The 16196-nt window shown below is 68.3% G+C and carries 13 protein-coding genes; 1 reads left to right on the forward strand and 12 read right to left on the reverse strand.

Going from position 1 to position 16196, the window contains the following annotated elements; all coding sequences use genetic code 11:
* Positions 1-33 precede the first annotated feature (33 nt).
* The 12 genes from rseP to dnaE form a co-directional block, all read right to left on the reverse strand.
* Positions 34-1158: an RIP metalloprotease RseP gene (gene rseP / locus VGO20_RS08280; protein ID WP_327501840.1), complete on the reverse strand. Its 1125-nt coding sequence runs from the start codon at positions 1156-1158 to the stop codon at positions 34-36.
* 30 nt (positions 1159-1188) lie between these two features.
* Positions 1189-2373 (reverse strand): 1-deoxy-D-xylulose-5-phosphate reductoisomerase, encoded by a 1185-nt coding sequence (locus tag VGO20_RS08285; RefSeq protein ID WP_327501841.1) that lies wholly within the window; start codon positions 2371-2373, stop codon positions 1189-1191.
* Positions 2364-3224 (reverse strand): phosphatidate cytidylyltransferase, encoded by an 861-nt coding sequence (locus tag VGO20_RS08290; protein ID WP_327501842.1) that lies wholly within the window; start codon positions 3222-3224, stop codon positions 2364-2366. Before VGO20_RS08290 ends, VGO20_RS08285 begins: the two co-directional genes overlap by 10 nt.
* Positions 3166-3900 carry an isoprenyl transferase gene (locus VGO20_RS08295; protein WP_327501843.1) on the reverse strand — a complete coding sequence of 245 codons (735 nt, stop codon included), beginning with the start codon at positions 3898-3900 and terminating at the stop codon, positions 3166-3168. The genes VGO20_RS08290 and VGO20_RS08295 overlap by 59 nt, the downstream gene beginning before the upstream one ends.
* A 7-nt stretch (positions 3901-3907) precedes the next feature.
* Positions 3908-4429: a ribosome recycling factor gene (frr, locus tag VGO20_RS08300; protein ID WP_414639786.1), complete on the reverse strand. Its 522-nt coding sequence runs from the start codon at positions 4427-4429 to the stop codon at positions 3908-3910.
* Between the two features lie 38 nt (positions 4430-4467).
* A complete protein-coding gene (pyrH, locus tag VGO20_RS08305) occupies positions 4468-5193 on the reverse strand; it encodes a UMP kinase (RefSeq protein ID WP_327501845.1) in 726 nt (241 codons plus the stop codon).
* Between the two features lie 66 nt (positions 5194-5259).
* Positions 5260-6186, reverse strand: coding sequence for a translation elongation factor Ts (gene tsf, locus VGO20_RS08310; RefSeq protein ID WP_327501846.1), 927 nt, complete (start codon positions 6184-6186; stop codon positions 5260-5262).
* 93 nt (positions 6187-6279) lie between these two features.
* Positions 6280-7074, reverse strand: a complete 795-nt coding sequence (rpsB, locus tag VGO20_RS08315) for a 30S ribosomal protein S2 (RefSeq protein ID WP_327501847.1) — start codon at positions 7072-7074, stop codon at positions 6280-6282.
* A gap of 225 nt (positions 7075-7299) precedes the next feature.
* The gene (locus tag VGO20_RS08320; RefSeq protein WP_327501848.1) at positions 7300-8868 is read right to left on the reverse strand and encodes a methyl-accepting chemotaxis protein; all 1569 of its coding nucleotides are present in this window, start codon (positions 8866-8868) and stop codon (positions 7300-7302) included.
* 315 nt (positions 8869-9183) lie between these two features.
* Complete coding sequence (locus tag VGO20_RS08325) at positions 9184-9864, reverse strand: HAD family hydrolase (protein WP_327501849.1); 681 nt, start codon at positions 9862-9864, stop codon at positions 9184-9186.
* Between the two features lie 117 nt (positions 9865-9981).
* On the reverse strand, positions 9982-10752 hold the full coding sequence (locus VGO20_RS08330) for an AfsA-related hotdog domain-containing protein (RefSeq protein ID WP_327501850.1): 771 nt from the start codon (positions 10750-10752) through the stop codon (positions 9982-9984).
* 633 nt (positions 10753-11385) lie between these two features.
* Positions 11386-14859 carry a DNA polymerase III subunit alpha gene (gene dnaE / locus VGO20_RS08335; RefSeq protein WP_327501851.1) on the reverse strand — a complete coding sequence of 1158 codons (3474 nt, stop codon included), beginning with the start codon at positions 14857-14859 and terminating at the stop codon, positions 11386-11388.
* A gap of 158 nt (positions 14860-15017) precedes the next feature.
* Between dnaE and VGO20_RS08340 the strand changes: the two genes are divergently transcribed.
* Positions 15018-16196, forward strand: a 1179-nt coding sequence (locus tag VGO20_RS08340; RefSeq protein ID WP_327501852.1) for a hypothetical protein, incomplete at its 3' end; no start/stop codon positions are given.

The raw sequence follows: 16196 nt of genomic DNA on the forward strand, positions 1-16196 counted from the left end.
GTGATCCCCCAAACCCGTTCCGGCGTAACGAAGTCAGCCGCGGAAGAGGTCGAACACCCTGAGGTGAACGAGGTCGTTCCAGGTCGCGAAGATCATCAGGGTGAGCACTAGCGCCAACCCGATCCGGAACCCGTACTCCTGCGCCCTCTCCCCGAGCGGCTTACCTCTCACGGCCTCAACGGCATAGAACATAAGATGCCCGCCGTCCAGCATCGGGATCGGGAACAGGTTGATCAAGCCGAGATTGATCGACAGGATCGCCATGAACCAGACGAGCGCCACGATGCCGGACTGGGCCACCTCACCCGACATCTGCGCGATGCGCAAGGGTCCGCCGAGCTCCTCCGTTCCGCGCGAACCGGAGATCATCTGCCCGACGGCGCCGAGCGTGCCCACCGTCAGCTTGACGGTTTCGCTGCCCGCGGTCCAAAGCGCGCTCAGCGGGTCGAGGCGCCGGAACTCCATGCCGCTGCGGCTGATGCCGAGCAGCCCGATGCGGTGCGTGTTGCCGAACCGGTCCGTGATCTCCGTCGCCTCGGGAACGGCCGTCGTCGCGACCTGTCGCCCGTCGCGCTCCACCACGATCTCCATCGGGCTGCCGGCGCCCGTGCGCACGGCCTCCTGGACGTCCTCGAAGCGCTCGACCTCCCGGCCCGCGACCGCGACGAAGCGGTCGCCCGGCTGCAATCCGGCTGCCGCAGCGGCGCTGTCCGCCTGCACCTCGCCGATCACCGGGGGCGTGAAAGGCTGCCCCTGGAGCGCGAAGAGACCGGCCAGCACCACGATCGCGAACAGGAAGTTCGCCGCCGGGCCGGCGACGACGACCGCGGCCCGCTGCCCCACTCGCTTGTGGTGGAACGATACCTCCCGCTCCTCCGGCGTCATCTCGCGCAGCCCGCCACCCGGCGTGCTCGCGGCGTCGGCGTCCCCGAACATCTTGACGTACCCGCCCAGCGGGATGGCGCTGAACTTCCAGCGGGTCCCGGCGCGATCGTTGAAGCCGAACAGTTCCGGCCCGAAGCCGATCGAGAACACGTCGACGCGCACCCCGTTGCGGCGCGCCACGAGGTAGTGGCCGAGTTCATGCACGAAGACGAGGACCGTCAGCACGACCAGAAAGGTGCCGACATAGGTCCAGATGCCACTGAGCAGGTCCATGGGGAGTGTCCGTCGTGCGCGCGGCTGGGTTCAGCCGCTCTTCGTTACCAGGTCGGCCGCGAACCGGCGTGCCCGCGCGTCGAAGCGCCGCACGTCGTCCAGATCGAGCATCGCATCTCCGGCCAGCGTGGTCAGCGAGCGCTCGACGATCCGCTCGATGTCGAGAAAGCCGATGCGACCCTCCAGAAAGCCCTGGACGGCGACCTCGTTCGCGGCATTGAGGATAGTTGGTGCTCCCCCTCCGCATTGCAAGGCATGCCTCGCGAGGCGCAGCGCCGGGAACCGGTCCGGATCGGGCGCCTCGAAGGTGAGCGTGCCGGCCCGTGCCAGGTCGAGACGGGCCGCGGGGGTCGGTATCCGGTGCGGCCACGCCAGCGCGTGCGCGATGGGGATGCGCATGTCCGGCGTGCCGAGCTGGGCGAGAACCGAGCCGTCGACGTACTCGACGAGGCTGTGGACGACCGACTGCGGATGGACGAGCACGTCGATCCGGTCCTCGGGCATTCCGAACAGGAAGCGCGCCTCGATGATCTCCAGCCCCTTGTTCATCATGGTGGCGCTGTCGACCGAGATCTTGGCCCCCATGTCCCAGATCGGATGCGCGATCGCCTGCGCCGGGGTGACGCGCGCCATCTCGTCCCGCGAGGCGTTGCGGAACGGGCCGCCCGACGCAGTCAGGATCAGCCGGTCGATCGCCTCGGGTCGCGCGAAGTCGAAGACCTGGAAGATGGCGTTGTGCTCGCTGTCGACCGGCAGGAGCGTCGCGCCGCATTGCCGGACCACCTCCATCATCACCGGGCCCGCGCAGACCAGTACCTCCTTGTTCGCGAAGGCGACGATCGCGCCCCGGCGCGCGGCCGCCAGGGTCGGTTCCAGCCCGGCGGCGCCGACGATCGCGGCCATGACCCAGTCGGCCGGGCGGCCGGCGGCATCGACGACCGCCTGCGGGCCGGCCGCGACCTCGATGCCGGAACCCGCCAGTGCCGAGGCGAGCGCCTCGTAGCGGTCCGGATCGGCGACGACGGCCAGCGCAGGCCGCAGCGCCAGGGCCTGACGGGCGAGGAGTTCGACGTTCCGGCCCGCCGTCAGCGCCTCGACCCGGTAGCGGCCGGGGTTGCGGGCGAGCAGGTCCACCGTGCTGGCGCCGACGGAGCCCGTCGACCCGAGCACGGTCACCGTGCGGGGCGCATTCTCGCCTGCGTCGTCTACCACCATGATGCGGAGGCTCCCCAGGCCGCGTGGAAAAGGGCGAAGACCGGCGCGGCGGCGATCAGCCCGTCGATGCGGTCGAGCAGACCGCCGTGGCCGGGGATGAGCCGGCCGCTGTCCTTGACGTCGAACCGCCGCTTGATCGCGGACTCGAACAGGTCGCCGGCCTGGGCGACGACCGCGAGCGCCGCCCCCAGCAGGGCGGCCGTGCCGGGGCCCGCGGCGCCGAAGGCCGCGGCGACGGCGTAGCCGGTGGCCGCGGCCGCCGCCATGCCCCCGAGCAGCCCCGCCCAGGTCTTCTTCGGGCTGATGCGCGGGGCCAGCTTCGGCCCCCCGATCGTGCGGCCGGCGGCATAGGCGCCGATGTCGGTCGCCCAGACCACCAGCAGGATGTAGGTAAGCAGGCCCAGCCCCTGCTCCGGCCGGTCGCGCAGCCACGCCAGCGCGAGCGCGCCGAAGCCGACATAGGGTACGGCGAAGGCGACGAGCCAGGCATGCCCGGCGCCGCCGTGGCGGGCGACCGGATACAGCGCCAGCATCGCCGCGACCGCCACGGCCAGCCCCGTTCCGGCACCGGAGAGGATCCCGGCCAGGATGGCCCCCGACGTGCCAGCCAACGCGACGGCCAGGGCCGCGCGATGGCGGCCCGGCGCCACGAGCCGGACCCATTCCACGACCGCCCCGGCCGCAAGCAGCAGCAGGAGCGCGAGAAAGAACCAGCCGCCGAGATAGGCGAGCAGCAGGACCGCTGGACCGAGGACAAGCGCCGAGACGGTGCGTACCAGCAGATCGGGGTTCCTACCGCGAGCTGACGGCCCCGAAGCGGCGGTCCCGTCGGTGGAACTCTTCGATCGCATTTTCCAGCTCGCGCCTCGTGAAGTCAGGCCAGAGTATATCGGTGAAGACGAACTCGGTGTAGGCGCACTGCCAGAGCATGAAATTGCTGATGCGCTTCTCGCCGCTGGTCCTGATCAGGAGATCGGGATCGGGAATGTCGCCCGTCAGCAGGTTGCGGGCGAACAGCGCCTCGTCGATCGCCTCGGGCGCCAGCCGGCCCGCGGCCACCTCTTCGGCGAGCCGGCGGGCGGCGATGACGATCTCCTGCCGGCCGCCGTAGCTCAGGGCGATCGTCAGTTTCAGTTCCGCGTTCGCGCGCGTCATCTCCTCGGCGTTGCCGATCATGGCCTGGATGTCCGCCGCGAGGCGGGTCCTGTCGCCGACGACGCGCAGGCGTATCCCGGCGCGATGGAGTTCGGCGATCTCGCTGCGCAGGTAGAACCGCAGGAGATGCATCAGGTCGAAGATCTCGGTCTCGGGCCGGCGCCAGTTCTCCGCCGAGAAGCCGAACAGCGTCAGGTAGGGAAGGCCCAGTTCCCGCGCGGCCTTGACCACGTCCCGCACGGCCTCGACGCCCTTGCGATGGCCGGCCGTGCGCGGCAGGCTCCGGGACTTCGCCCAGCGGCCGTTGCCGTCCATGATGATGGCCACGTGGCGCGGCATCGTGCGCCCGGGGCGAGCGATCGCCTCCGCCATTTGCGGATCAGACCTGCGTTATCTCTTTGTCTTTGGCGGCCAACGCTTCGTCGATCTTCTTGATGTGAGCGTCGGTCATGGCCTGGACCTTGTCCGCCAGGCCTTTATGCTCGTCCTGGCTGATCTCCCCGGCCTTCTCCTTCTTCTTCAGCATGTCCATGCCGTCCCGGCGCACGTTGCGCACCGCGACCCGCGCCTGCTCGGAGTACTTCGCCGCGACCTTTGCCAGTTCCTGGCGCCGCTCCTGGTTCAGTTCCGGGATCGGCACGCGGATGGTCTGTCCCTCGGTCATGGGGTTGAGACCGAGCCCGGACTCCCGGATGGCCTTCTCCACCGCCTTCACCATGGTCCGGTCCCAGACCTGGACCGTGATCAGGCGCGGTTCGGGCACGTTGATCGTACCGACCTGCGTGATCGGCATGCGCGCGCCATAGGCTTCGACGGTGATCGGCTCCAGCAGCGAGGCTGACGCGCGGCCCGTGCGCAGGCCGGCGAATTCCTTGTGCAGCGCATCGAGCGCGCCGTCCATCCGACGGCTCAGATCGGCGATTTCCGTGTCGGCCACAGTCAGTCCTCGTCGGTGATGATCGTGAACCTGCCGCGCCCTGCCATCACCTCAGCGAAGGCGCCGGCTTCGTGGATGGAAAATACGAGTATCGGTATTTTATTCTCGCGCGCCAGCGAAATAGCGGACGCATCCATCACCTGAAGGTCCCGCGCCAGCACCTCCAGATGCGTGAGCCGGTCGAAGCGCACCGCTTTGGCGTCCTTCTTCGGGTCCGCCGAATAGACGCCGTCGACCTTCGTGCCCTTGAGGAGCGCGTCGCACGCCATCTCCGAAGCGCGCAGCGCCGCCGCGGTATCGGTTGTGAAGAACGGGTTGCCGGTGCCGGCGGCGAAGATCACCACCCGCCCCTTCTCCATGTGCCGGACCGCGCGGCGGCGGATATAGGGCTCGCAGACGCTCGCCATCGGGATCGCCGACTGCACCCGCGTCTGCACGCCCTTGCGCTCCAGCGCGCTCTGCATCGCCAGGGCGTTTATCACCGTGGCGAGCATGCCCATGTAGTCCGCGGTCGCGCGTTCCATGCCGCTTGCGGCACCGGAGACGCCTCGGAAGATGTTCCCGCCGCCGATAACCAGGCAGACCTGGACGCCGAGCGCGGCGACCGCCTTCACCTCGCCGGCGACGCGGTCGACCGTAACCGGGTCGAGGCCGTACTCGCGCCCTCCCATGAGCGCCTCGCCCGAGATCTTGAGCAGGACGCGCTTGTACCGGGCGCTTTCGGGCATCTTCCTCTCCCCTTCATCGCGAAACCAGGCCCGAGACGGGCCCGACGGGCGGCGGGACCCGCCGGATCAGGAACCCCGGACGGCGGCCACTTCGGCGGCGAAGTCGCCTTCGTCCTTCTCGATCCCCTCGCCCAGCGTGAAGCGGACGAACCCCTTCACGGCGACCGGGGCGCCGATTTCCTTCGCCACGGTCTCGACGACCTTGCGCACCTTGTTCTCGCCGTCGATGACGAAGGTCTGCTCGAGCAGGACGACCTCCTCGTAGTACTTGCGCAGGCGGCCCTCGACCATCTTGGAGATGATCTCCTCGGGCTTGCCGCTCGCGCGGGCCTGCTCCGCCAGGACGTTGCGCTCGCGATCGAGCGCACTCGAATCGACGTCGGCGATGTCCAGCGCATCGGGGCGGGCGGCGGCGATGTGCATCGCGATCTGCCGTCCGAGCTGCTCCAGCCGCTCCTTGTCGCCCGTCGACTCCAGGGCGACGAGGACGCCGATCTTGCCGAGGCTGGGGGCCAGCGCGCTGTGGACGTAGCTCGCCACGACACCGTCCGCGACGGACAGCCTGGCGGCGCGGCGCAGGTTCATGTTCTCGCCGATGGTCGCGACGAGGTTGGTCAGCTCGTCGCCGACGGTACGGCCGGTCCCGGGGAACTGCGCCTGCTTCAGCGCCTCGACGTCGCCGCCGGTCGTCAGCGCCAGCTCGGCGGCATGGGTGGCGAAGGCCTGGAAGCGGTCGTTGCGGGCGACGAAGTCGGTCTCCGAGTTGACCTCGACGACGCTGCCCGCGGTCGCGGCGGTCGCGACCGCGACGAGCCCCTCGGCGGCGACGCGGCCGGCCTTCTTCGCGGCGGCGGCGAGGCCTTTCTTGCGCAGCCAGTCGACCGCCTCTTCGAGGTTGCCCTCGGTCTCGCCGAGCGCCCTCTTGCAATCCATCATCCCGGCGCCGGTCTTTTCACGCAGCTCCTTGACGAGCGAAGCAGTAATTTCGGCCATGGTCGGACCTCTTCGGACTTTCGGGTCGTGGTTCGTTCAACAAAAAGGGCAACCGGGAGGCACGCGGCCGCCCGGCTGCCCCTCGATGCGGCGTCAGGCGCGTGCCGGCTCGGTCTCTGCGGTCTCTTCCGCGCCCGCCTCGGCCGGAACGGTCTCCGCCGGCGCGTCGGACTCGCCGACATCGACGCCGGAAGCCGCCATCTCGGCCTGCAGGCCGTCCAGGACGGCGCCCGACACGAGTTCGCAGTACAGGTCGATCGCCCGCAGCGCGTCGTCGTTGCCCGGGATCGCGAAGGTCACGCCGTCCGGATCGCTGTTGCTGTCGATGATGGCCACGACCGGAATGCCGAGCTTGTTGGCTTCCTGGACCGCGATCGCTTCCTTGTTGGTGTCGATCACGAACAGCAGGTCCGGCAGCCCGCCCATCTCCTTGATGCCGCCGAGTGCGCGCTCGAGCTTGTCGCGGTCGCGGGTGCGCTGGAGGACTTCCTTCTTCGTGAGGCCGAGCTCGGGCTGCGACAGCAGCTCTTCCATTTCGCGCAGGCGCTTGATCGACTGGGAGATCGTCTTCCAGTTCGTCAGCATGCCGCCGAGCCAGCGGTGGTTCACGTAGTACTGGCCGCAGCGCGAGGCGGAGTCGGCGACCCGCTCCTGCGCCTGCCGCTTCGTGCCGACGAACAGGACGCGGCCCCCGCCGGCGACGACGTCGCGCACGGCGACCATCGCGCGGTGAAGCATCGGCACCGTCTGCTCGAGGTCGATGACGTGGACGCCGTTGCGCACACCGAAGATGTAGGGACCCATCTTCGGGTTCCAGCGACGGGTGTGGTGGCCGAAATGAACGCCCGCCTCGAGGAGCTGGCGCATGGTGAAGGTTGGCATCGCCATGGAAACTGTCCTTTTCCGGTTGGATCCGCCGCGGGCGTGACCCCCGCCCTCGATCGAGGGCGGAGACACCGGAGCGGCCCCCGCGTCATGCCGGGGCCGCAAGCCCGCGTGTGGTTTTGCGACGGCGCTTAGATAGCCCGCCCGCACTCATTTGGCAACTGCAACGGAAGGTGGGGACCGCACTGGCAGTCCCCACCGTTCGGAAGGGTGGTGTGCCTCCGCGCCTCAGGCCGCCTGGAGCCGTTCCATGAAGATGTCCACCTGACCCTTCAGGCCGTCGAAGCTGGCCCCGAGCTGGTCGATGGCGGCCAGCAGGCGATCGGCGGCGCTGCCGCTGTCGCGGGCGGACCCGGCGACGTCGTCGATCGTGCCCTGGAGCGCCTGGGACGCGTCGGAGGCGATGAGCACGGAGCGGTTGATCTCCTCCGTGGCGGCATTCTGCTCCTCCACCGCCGAAGCGATGGACGCGCTGATCTCGCTGATGGTGTTGATCACCTCGACGATCTTGGAGATCTCCGAAGCGGCTCCCGCCGTGCTCTGCTGTATGGCCGCGATCTGGGCCGAGATCTCTTCCGTGGCCTTCCCGGTCTGGGTCGCGAGGTTCTTCACCTCGTTGGCGACGACCGCGAAGCCTTTCCCCGCTTCGCCCGCGCGCGCGGCCTCGATCGTCGCGTTCAGGGCCAGCAGATTCGTCTGGCTCGCGATGCTGGTGATCAGGGTCACGACGTCGCCGATGCGGTTGGCCGCCTGGACCAGGCCGGAGACCATCGCCACCGTCTGGCGGGCCCGCTCCGCGGCTCCGTCGGCGACCTTGTGGGAGTTGGCGGCCTGCCCGCTGATCTCGCGCACGGATGCCGCCAGCTCGGTCACCGCGGCGGCGACCGTCTGCACGTTGGTGCTGACCCGGGAAGCGGAGTCGGCGGCGTCGCGGCTCATCGACGCGTTGTCGCCGGCGGTCCGCGCCATGACGTCGGCGCTGCTGCCCATGTCACGGACGACGCCGGTGATCTTCTGCATCACGGACAGGACTTCCGTCTCGAAGTTCGCCGCCACCCTGTTCAGCGCCTCCCGGCGCTCCTGCTCGGCGCGGTCCTTGAGGTGCCTGTGCTCGAGCTCCAGGCGCTCCTTCTCGATCGCGTTGTCCTTGAAGGTCTGGACCGCTGCGGCCATTCGGCCGACCTCGTCCCGCCGGCCGAGCGCCGGCACGTCGACTTGCGTGTCTCCCTGCGCGAGGGCGGACATCGTGTTGGTCATGCCGGCGATGGGACGGGTTATGCCCCGGATGATCAGCGCCAGGATCGCGCAGGCCGCCAGGATGCCGAGGCCGCTCGCCAGCGCCGTGATGGCCAGCATCCGGGACAACTGGTCCTCGAAGCGCTTCTTGGACAGCCACAGCTCGATCGCGCCGAGCTTCTGCACCTGGCCGCGGTTGTCCGTCCGCAGCACCGGCGTCGACCGCGCCACCACCTCCCCGCCGGAGGCCTCGATGTCGCCCAGCTTCGCGAATACCTGCCCGTCCACGCCCCTGATCGCCGCGCCGAGGAAGTCGGGATCGCCCTTCAGCGCGCCGAGCAGGGTCTCCCCACCCGCCTGGTCGACGTTCCACAGCATCTCCGCCGCGCCACCGACCAGCACGGACGCCGCCAGTTCCGCGCGCTGGTCCAGACCCTCCTCGGCCGAGCGGGACAAGGTGGTCGCGAACCCGACCACCGCAACCACCCCGAACAGCACGAAGAGCGCCCCGATGGGCATCAACGCGCGCATCAGCAGGCTTCGAGACAAAAAAGCGATCACGGCCACCTCCGAACTCGGCGCCCGTCCGGCCGGCTCCCGCCCCGGACGCCTTGCTGAATTGATTATCTCATTATCGAAACATTCTGCTCTCCCTCGACCCGACCCGTTTCCTTGAGCATGGGGCGATGGAGATTATCTTTCTCCGTCCAATTCGTTAAACTTCTACGAAGGTCGATGCTCCGAACGCCGCCGGGCAGCTCCGATGACCGATCGCGGGATCGGAAACGACTGCGGGGCGACCCGGCCGACGCCGGGCCGCCCCGTTCGGGACCGCCTCCGTCCTTTCCGGCCCGACTCGAACCGGCTTCGTCGACCTTACCTGGGATCGAGCACGGCCCAGCCGCGCTGCCTGGCCTGGGCGATCAACGACGGATCGCCCAGGACCGGATGCGGATGGCCGACGCATTCCAGCATGGGCAGGTCCGAGATGTCGTCGCCGTAGGCGTGGCATCGCTCCGCGGCCGCCCCGGCATCGGCCAGGAACGCGAGGACCGCTTCCGCCTTGCCCTGCCCTATCGTCTGGGGCGGCAGGATCATGCCGGTGCACCATCCGCCTTCGGTCGCGAGGCGCGTCGCCAGGATGTGGGCGACACCGAGCGTCTCGGCGAGGGGAGCCAGGATCTCGACGAAGGAGCCGGACACGAACACGGGCACGATCCCCTCGCGACGGTGGTCCTCGAGGCATTCCACGGCGCGGGGCAGCAGCAGGCTGCCCTCGTGGCGGCGTATCCGCTCGAACCAGGCGCGGCCCGCCCGCCGCAGTTCCTCCAGTTCGACGCCCCGGAAATGCTCGTAGTAGCGGAGATTGACGGCCTCGCGGGTGCAGCCCCGGAGCGCCATCGATTTCATTTCATTTCTGAAACTTTCGTAGTCGTGACGGGAGGACGCACTGCAGCGCCACTCGAGATGGAAGAACTCCATGAAGCTGAACATGCTCTTCACGGAGATCAGCGTACCGTCGACATCGAAGAAGGCGTAACCGATCCGGCTCCGCATGCTGCACCGCCATGGTAGTCCGCAAGGCGAGCGCCGTGCGGGGTGTCCGAAGGGGATACCGATGTGCCGGGGCTCCGGCGGCAGGTGGGCGTGCCGCCGGAGCCCCTCGCGGGCGCGTCACGCGCTGAGGGGCTCCTCCCGGACGATGCGCTCGCTGTACCAGCTGAGGGCCCGCCGGGCGCGCTGGGCTTCCTTCTTCTTGATCAGGTCGGCGTCGAAGGCGGTGAAGCGGGCGTCGACCACGGTGCAGTCCTGTCCGGATTGGCTGAAGGTGATACGGGCATGGAAGGACAGCTTCGCCGGATCGGCGATGTCCTTCTCGACGATCTCATAGGAGATCAGCGTCTCGACGGGGAATATAAAATTGAGATACTTCACGTCCATGCCGTTGATGACGAAGTAGTGGCGGTGCAAGGCATTCTCGCCTATGTAGAAATACTCGGTGACGGCCAGAAACGCCTGCCTTGCGGCTTCGATGAGCACCATGCCCTGTATGTGCTGGCCGGTCAGGTGGTCGAGCATCAGCTCGTTGTCGTCATCCACCATCAGCGCCATTTCGAACAGGTCCTCGCCAAGCCGGCGCGGAACGGAGATGACGCTGTTCTCGACCTTGTGCTTGTGGGTGTAGCGCCGGTCCGCCCGCTGGTGGCCCTGGTCGAGCCGGAAATCGAAGTGGCGCGTCAGGCCGAGCCGGAGCGCTTCGGCCCGCAGCCGTCCGATCTCGTCCTCCTTCAGACCCTGCCCGGGAACGAAGATCGTCTTCGTCGGCAGTTTCTCTCCCGCCTCGCCGTTCATCAGGCCGAGCAGCCTGGACAGGGTGATGGCTCCCTCGTTCTCGGCGAAGGCTTCGAAGCGGTCGCCGACCACGAACAGTACTCTGGATGTCATTATTTCTCTCCCCAATTCGTATTGTTTGAGCAAGAACTCCGCTCGGAGTTCCATCGGTTGCATGTTTCCAGTGCGGAAACGTCAGAGATTATTCTTATGTACCGAAGCAAAACTGGACGAATTAAGCTACATAGTTTCTTTTTGTACAGCCCCGCAGATTATCCATGGATCTGCATCTGGACTGCGCCGGAGTCCGGCAATTCACTGTTCGAACACCGCTCCGTTACTGTCCGAGGTCGTCGCGACGTCCGTGTCAAAATCTATATGGATAGATTGCATTTTTGTCAAATGTGGGCTGGACAGATTTCATTTTCGACATATTGCGTGAAGCGCATGTGCCGGTTAACCATCGCTGGTGCCGTTCTCGGGGCCGAGAAAGGGCGCCACGGCGTCGGGGCCGGGCAATTCCTGGGAGCAGGAAGGCGCCCCACGATGGCAGGACGCGGAAATGGTTAACGCCCGATTCCGTCTTCGACCGGAACCGCATACCTGAGAATTCGAGATCGAACTCCATAGTATGGGAAAAATTTTTGTGTAATTGCGTTCAATTGTTCGCCCGGGCGTGCGGCTGCATGCGCACCGGCATCATTGCCGCACGGGAATCGGGCGAATCACCATTTCGGCCGGGGAGAATCAGAGATCCAGGACGTCCGCTACGCCCGCCAGCGACTTGATGGCGGCGCGGCTGCGCGCCGACACGGCATAGGCGCCGGGGAGCTGGACCTCGACCTCCTTCATGGGGTCGGTCTCGACGATGATGCTGATCCGCCCCCTGCCCCGGCCGATCTGGTCGAGGATGCCGCGCAGGGGCGGCACGGCGTCGGCGTCGCGCAGGACCACCTGGAGCCCCTCCGCCGCCCGCGCGACCTCGTCCTCGAGCGGCCGTACCTCCTGGCAGGTCAGGCGGACGTCCTCGCCGTTGAGCTGGATGTCGACCGTAAGGACGACCGCCTTGCCTGGCTCCAGCAGTTCCCGGCTCATGGCGAGCGTCTCGGAAAAGAAGGTGACCTCGTAGACGCCGGTCGAGTCGGAAACGGAAACGAAGGCGAAGCGGTTTCCGCTCTTGGCGACCCGCTCCTGCTTGTTGATGACGATGCCCGCCATCTGGCACCGGGTCGATCCGCCGCCGGTGGCCCGGCGCTGGAGATCGGAGGACTGGACCACCTTCAGCCGCTGCAGGGGCTTTGCGAAGCCGTCCAGCGGGTGGGCGGACAGGTAGAAGCCGATGGCCCCGAACTCGTGGCCGAGACGCTCGAGCGGATCCCAGTCCGGCACTTTCGGCAGGTCGGGCGTCCGCAACGCGTCCGGCGCGGCGCCGAACAGGCTGACCTGGCCGCTCTCGCGTTCGGCCGCGGCGGCTTGGGCGTAGCGGATCAGCAGTTCCGTCGCGGCATGGACCTGCCGCCGGTTCGGATTGATGCCGTCGAACGCACCGGCGCAGGTCAGGTTCTCGAGCTGGCGCTTGTTGATCGTCTTCGTGTCGAGCCGGCGGGCGAAGTCGAAGAGATCGCGGTAGGGACCGCCGGAGTTGCGCTCCGCGACCACCGCCTCCATCGCCGGCATGCCCACCCCCTTGACGGCGGCCAGCGCGTAACGGATCGCACGCTCGCCGTCGGGCAGCACCTCGACGTGGAAGACCGCATTGGAGCGGTTGATGTCCGGGGTCAGCAGCTTGATCCTGAGGCGCACCAGCTCCTGGCGGAAGGTATTCAGCTTGTCGGTGTTGCCGAGATCCAGGGTCATCGAGGCCGCCAGGAACTCGACCGGGAAGTTCGCTTTCAGATAGGCGGTCTGATAGGCGACGAGCGCGTAGGCGGCCGCGTGGGACTTGTTGAAGCCGTAGCCCGCGAACTTGTCGACCTGGTCGAAGATGTAGGCCGCCTGGTCGGCGTCGACGCCGTTGCGGACCGCTCCCTCGACGAAGGCGGCGCGCTGCTGCTCCATCTCCGCCTTGATCTTCTTGCCCATCGCGCGGCGGAGCAGGTCGGCGCCGCCGAGCGAATAGCCCGCCAGCACCTGGGCGGTCTGCATCACCTGCTCCTGGTAGATCATGATCCCGAAGGTCTCCTTCAGGATCGGCTCCAGCAACGGGTGCATGTAGTCGGGCGCCAGCTCCCCGTTCTTGACCTTGATGTAGGTCGGGATGTTGTCCATCGGGCCGGGCCGGTAGAGCGAGACCAGCGCGATGATGTCCTCGAACGCGGTCGGCTTCAGCTTGCGCAGGACGTCGCGCATGCCCGAACTTTCGAGCTGGAACACCCCGGTCGCCTCGCCCCGCGACAGCAGCTCGTAGGTCTTGGCGTCGTCCAGGGGCAAGGTCGACAGGTCGATCGGGACTCCCCGCTCCTGGATCAGCTCCACCGCGCGCTGGAGCACGGTCAGCGTCTTCAGGCCGAGGAAGTCGAACTTCACGAGGCCGGCCTGCTCGACGTACTTCATGTTGAACTGGGTGACCGGCATCTCCGAGCGCGGGTCGCGGTAGAGAGGGACCAGCCGGTCCAGCGGCCGGTCGCCGATCACGACGCCGGCGGCATGGGTCGACGCGTGCCGGAACAGCCCTTCCAGCCTCAGGGCAACGTCGACGAGGCGCTTCACCGTCTCGTCGCCGTCGCGGGCCTGCTGGAGCAGCGGCTCACCGGCTATCGCCTGCTCCAGCGTCACGGGGTTGGCGGGGTTGTTGGGCACCAGCTTGCAGATCTTGTCGACCTGGCCGTAGGGCATCTGGAGCACGCGCCCGACGTCGCGCAGCACCGCGCGGGCCTGCAGCTTTCCGAAGGTGATGATCTGCGCGACCCGGTCGTGCCCGTACTTCTCCTGGACGTAGCGGATCACCTCGTCCCGGCGGTCCTGGCAGAAGTCGATGTCGAAGTCGGGCATCGACACGCGTTCGGGGTTCAGGAACCGCTCGAACAGCAGCCCGAAGCGCAGCGGGTCGAGATCGGTGATCGTGAGCGCCCAGGCGACGACCGAGCCGGCGCCCGAACCGCGGCCGGGCCCGACCGGGATCGCATGCGCCTTCGCCCATTTAATGAAGTCCGAGACGATCAGGAAGTAGCCGGGGAACTTCATCGATTCGATGACGTCGAGCTCGAACTCCAGCCGCTCCCGGTACGGCCGCGCCGCTTCCTCGCGCGCAGCCTCGTCCATGCCGTCGGTGAAGACGTGCTTGTCCAGCCGCGCCTCCAGCCCGTCGCGCGCCTGGAGCTTCAGTTCCTCCGCCTCGGGCCTGTCCTCGGTGAAGCGCGGCAGGATCGGCTTGATCGCGCGCAGCAGGTAACTGCATCGCCGTGCGATCACGAGCGTGTTGTCGACCGCCTCCGGCAGGTCGGCGAACAGCTCGCGCATCTCCGCAGCCGACTTGAAGCGGTGATGCGGCGTCATCCGGCGCCGGTTCGCCTCCCCGACATAGGCGCCGTCGGCGATGCACAGCAGCGCATCATGTGCCTCGAACATCGATTCGTCGGCGAAGTAGCAGTCGTTGGTGGCGACCAGGGGCAGGTCGTGGGCATAGGCGAGGTCGACGAGGGCGGGCTCGATCCGGTCCTCGACCTCCAGACCGTGGCGCATCAGCTCGACGTAGAGGCGTCCGGGGAACAGGCCGGCGAGCCTCGTCAGCGCCTCCTCGGCATGGCCGCGCTGGTTCTCGGCCAGCAGGCGTCCGACCGGCCCGCCGGGGCCGCCGGTCAGCGCGATCAGCCCGTCCGTACGGCCCTCCAGGTCCTCCAGCGACACCATGGGCTGACCGCCCGGCTCGCTCTCCATGTACGCCTTGCTGACCAGCTTCATGGCGTTGGCGTAGCCGGCCTCGTTCTGCACCAGCAGGACGAGCTGGTCCGGCTGGGAGGCGAGCCGCGCGTTCGGCCGCCCCGAGGGCGCCGGCCCGAGGCGGCGCAGCCCGAGCACCGTCCCCAGGATCGGCTGCACCCCGGCATCCGAGGCGGCCATCGAGAACTCCAGCGCCCCGAACAGGTTGCCGGTGTCGGTGACGGCGACCGCCGGCATCTTCTGCTTGGCGCAGAGCTTGACCAGCTCCTTGGTCCTGATCGCGCCTTCCGACAGCGAATAGGCGGAATGGACGCGCAGATGGATGAAGTCGGCGTGGGGCATGATCGTCCGGTCGGTGGGTGGCCCACAGGATGCCAATCCGGGGCCGCCGCGTCAGTCCTAAAATGGCCCGACCGGCCTCTGCGGGATGCATGGAAGTTACGAAAAATTAGCGGCATCGGCGCCATCCTGGCGGACGCGCATCTCCTGGGGAGTTCGGGGTGGAGGTTCGGTTCCGTTACGACGTGATGGTGTCGACCGCCAGGATCTGGAGCGTCGACCGCACCTTCGCGGAGCGCGACGACGCCGTCGCCCACGCCCGCGCCGCGTCCGGCCGGCCGCGGGTCGACGGGATCAAGGTGCTGCGCTACCGGATCGCGCCCTCCGGCGAGACCTTCGAGACCGTGATCCTGCAGGAGGAGGAGGCGAACCGGCGCCGGCCGGGGCGCATCGGCCTCGTCGACGACGCTCCGGTCTGTACGACCGGCGCCGACCTGATGACGCTGAACGGTCGCGCGGCGATCGGCCGGGTCCTGGCCGGCTTCCTCGAATCGGAGGCCATCACCCCGTCGGAGCTGCTGCACCACCCCGGCCATGCGTCCCGGCTGAAGGCGAGGGGCGGACTGCTGGAGGACGCCGTGCACCGCGTCGCCCAGGTGCAGGCGCGCCGGACGCGCCGCCCAGCCGGCGCCTGCGCCGCCCGGCTGTTCAACCTTCTCCACACGATGGAGGCGGACCTCGCCGCGCTGGACCCGGAGAAGCGGCGCCTGCCCCCCTTCTCGGCCGCCGACCTGGCCGCGTTCAGCCAAGCGGTCGAACGGGCCGTCGGCCCCGAGCGCCACGCCCCGGCGCTGATGGCGGCGCTGAGCGACCATCTGGCGCCCTGCGTCGGCCTCGGCCAGAAGCTGGATCGGGCCCTCATGCTGATGGCACAGAAGCTCGATCCCGTCGCAGAGGCGCTGGTGGAGGGGCTGCTGGCCGACCTCCTCGCCTTCCCGCCGGTGCTGCGGGAGCTGTTCGGTCCGCTGCCCTGCCTGGGCGAACAGCTCGCCCGCTTGGCCGACCTGCTGCACGCGCGGCCGCCGCCCGACGATCCGCCCCCGACGCCGCGGCTGGAGGCGGTGACGCTGCTGATCCAGTCCGGCCGCGCGCCGGCCTGCGCCTCGGTGCTGCTGGAACGCCTGCTCGGTGACCTCGAAGGCGGCAAGCCGCTCGACCCGCGGGACGCTGAGGCGGAGAAGCCGCTGCTCGAGGACCTTGTCTCGCGGCTGCGCGACACGGACGGCGAGCTTCTGGGCGGCATGAGGGCGGAGGCCGCGGTCGCGCGGCGCGAACTGGCGAATCGCCAGTCCATGCTCCGCCGCATGGGCCTGCACGACGTCGCCGACGCGTTGCCGAGA

This window comes from Arenibaculum sp. (genome assembly GCF_035998295.1).
Lineage (GTDB): Bacteria > Pseudomonadota > Alphaproteobacteria > Azospirillales > Azospirillaceae > DASYHS01.